The following is a 1,703-nucleotide window of genomic DNA, read 5'->3' on the forward strand; positions in this document are numbered from 1 at the left end:
ACCAATGGGAGTAACCTGCCTAACATCTGAATTAAATATGAACCGGCAATTCTCTAAGTCAGAAAGGTTTTTATCAAGAGAAATGACATCCTCGCTATTAGACGGGAGGCAAGGCAAGGACAATTTAAGCACTAGCTCATCATCATAGACAGAAGCTATATTAATCTCCAAGCCATACTCCGTATAATAATTCTTGCTTTTGATATCCCAAGTAACGATATGCAGTCTTTCTATTGATGCATCTTTCGTCTTACTAAGGATAGAGATGTTTCTATTCATATCCCACTCTATATTCTTTAACCTATATATCAAACTTTTAGCGTTCTTATTGACTCGTAGCAACAACCAAATAATCATCAACTCTATCAAGCTAACCTCCGGAGATCTTATCGTACTAGCTCAGAATTTGGGGCGCGAATCAGTGATACAAAGATATGAAATACTCAAAGAGAGGAAGCATGAGAGGCCACTTGCAGATCTATCTCCCTGAGAAAAGCTGACGGACCATATCCCTTCAGTAATTATGGAGTCGTCATGGGTAGCAAAAGCCCAAGATCTCTCCCCTCTCTCGTACCCCCAAATAAAACCTACTGTAGGTCGCCTTTGCGACCCACGGTAGGTCGGTCAGGCGACCCACAGTAGGTTTTAAGAGCGACCTACCGTGGGTCGTTTTTCACCCCCTGCCGAGAGCCCATTCCAGAGGAGTGAGAGGAGCAGTTTCATAGGAATAGCTACCTTCAAGGCAAAGATCCCATCTTCCCCGAGGGAAAGTATTAGCCCTCAGAAGACAAACGCAGACAATCTCCCCATACGCCCCGAGCCTATGAAACGCCTCCTCATGCTCCTCATCCTTCTTCTCCTTTCCTTTGAGCAATCGGTTGATGCCCAAAGGAGGAAGAAGACTCGGGACTCCCTACCCGACACGGTCTATCTCCTGAATCACTATCAGAAGAGCCCGCAGTGGAAGCATAGCTCACTCCGAGCAAAGACCCCGGCAAACGCTCCCCGTAAGAAACGCAACTATGGTTGGGACTTCCTTGCCCCTGCTTGGCGTGGGGTGCAGGACTCCATTGACGTACCCGCCTTCCGCTACCAATATGGGACCTACGAAAACTATGGGACGTGGGAGTTCCGCTTTGACCACGTCCCTCTCTACATCAGCTTCTACGTGCGAGACGAGCCGACGACACTAACGGCCGACTCGCTGAAGACCCTCCACTTCACTTCGATGGATGACCTAGAGGATTTAGTCTCTATATCGCGAAGGAGGATGAGGAAGCTACCTAGTACCATCTTCATCGTGCACGTGACTCGGGGTGGGGTACGTATGTATCGGACCTTCGAGACGCAATGTAACCAAGGAGATATATGCTATGTAGAAGTGCCAAGATTCATCAACCCGGATGCTATAAGAGCATCCAATGCCGTCATCCTCAAATATGGTCATGACTTCTGTCTGGATGATCCAGAATACCCCACCACTCCCGAGCTTCGTAACCATGCCTTGGAGACCTCACGTCGCATCATGAGGCACAAGCATGATGTCGAGTGGATCCCCTACTTCACCCGCTACCACAGAGGGACGTACTACTAAAGAGGGCTCTAGAGAGAACATCCCCTGAGTATCGGGAGCGCTAGCCGTCCCCCCATACTCTCCCCCTACTTAAAGCATAGAAACATAGCATACTCCCCAGCCGATGAAA

2 protein-coding genes are annotated in these 1,703 nt (G+C 48.6%); one reads left to right on the forward strand and one right to left on the reverse strand.

Annotated features, from left to right (window positions below):
- The coding region (locus tag Q0090_RS07955; protein ID WP_297949475.1) for a hypothetical protein at positions 1 to 279 on the reverse strand (279 nt) is incomplete at its 3' end.
- Positions 280 to 823: 544 nt separating this feature from the next.
- Between Q0090_RS07955 and Q0090_RS07960 the strand changes: the two genes are divergently transcribed.
- Positions 824 to 1,594, forward strand: a complete 771-nt coding sequence (locus Q0090_RS07960; protein WP_297949477.1) for a hypothetical protein — start codon at positions 824 to 826, stop codon at positions 1,592 to 1,594.
- The last annotated feature ends 109 nt before the right edge of the window (positions 1,595 to 1,703 follow it).

It is taken from the genome of uncultured Porphyromonas sp., assembly GCF_938023125.1.
GTDB lineage: Bacteria > Bacteroidota > Bacteroidia > Bacteroidales > Porphyromonadaceae > Porphyromonas.